Genomic DNA, 463 nt, shown 5'->3' with positions numbered 1-463 from the left:
ACGCTTTAACAAAGATATGCTGTCGTTAAATAATTCAATAAACTTAGATATTTTTTGCATTTCCAAAGAATCTGTAGATAAATAAAAATTAATATTTGCCATAACGTTATTCATTAATTTTGGTATGGCTGCTTTCGAAACAAATTTATAAGTTAAATCATTTAACGAATATGAAATCGCATAATTAGCTAATTCGTAATTTATCAGCACTCCACACACATTTGTTGGGTAAAATTTGCCTTTTCTATAGTTTACAGTACCAGCTTCAGCACCATCAGTTGTTCATGTAATAGCATCTTCAAAAAGATACTCATTGTAATAACCTAATAATCCTTTATTTATAGTTTTCGACGAAAACACAGGGTACTTATATTTTTCAGATGGAAATTCTTTTAATTTATTAGTGTTTAAAACTTGTCCTCTTGTAATTTTAAATAGATTTTTCACCTTGTCTTGAAACCAA

1 protein-coding gene is annotated in these 463 nt (G+C 27.6%); it reads right to left on the bottom strand.

All coding sequences use genetic code 4. The annotated features are described in order from the left end of the window. The coding region (locus tag KQ877_RS03460; protein WP_216536037.1) for a restriction endonuclease subunit S at positions 1-463 on the bottom strand (463 nt) is incomplete at both ends.

The sequence above is a fragment of the Mycoplasma zalophi genome, assembly GCF_018914005.1.
GTDB classification, from domain to species: Bacteria; Bacillota_I; Bacilli_A; order Mycoplasmatales; family Metamycoplasmataceae; genus Metamycoplasma; species Metamycoplasma zalophi_A.
This window is presented reverse-complemented; position numbering and strand designations above follow the sequence as displayed.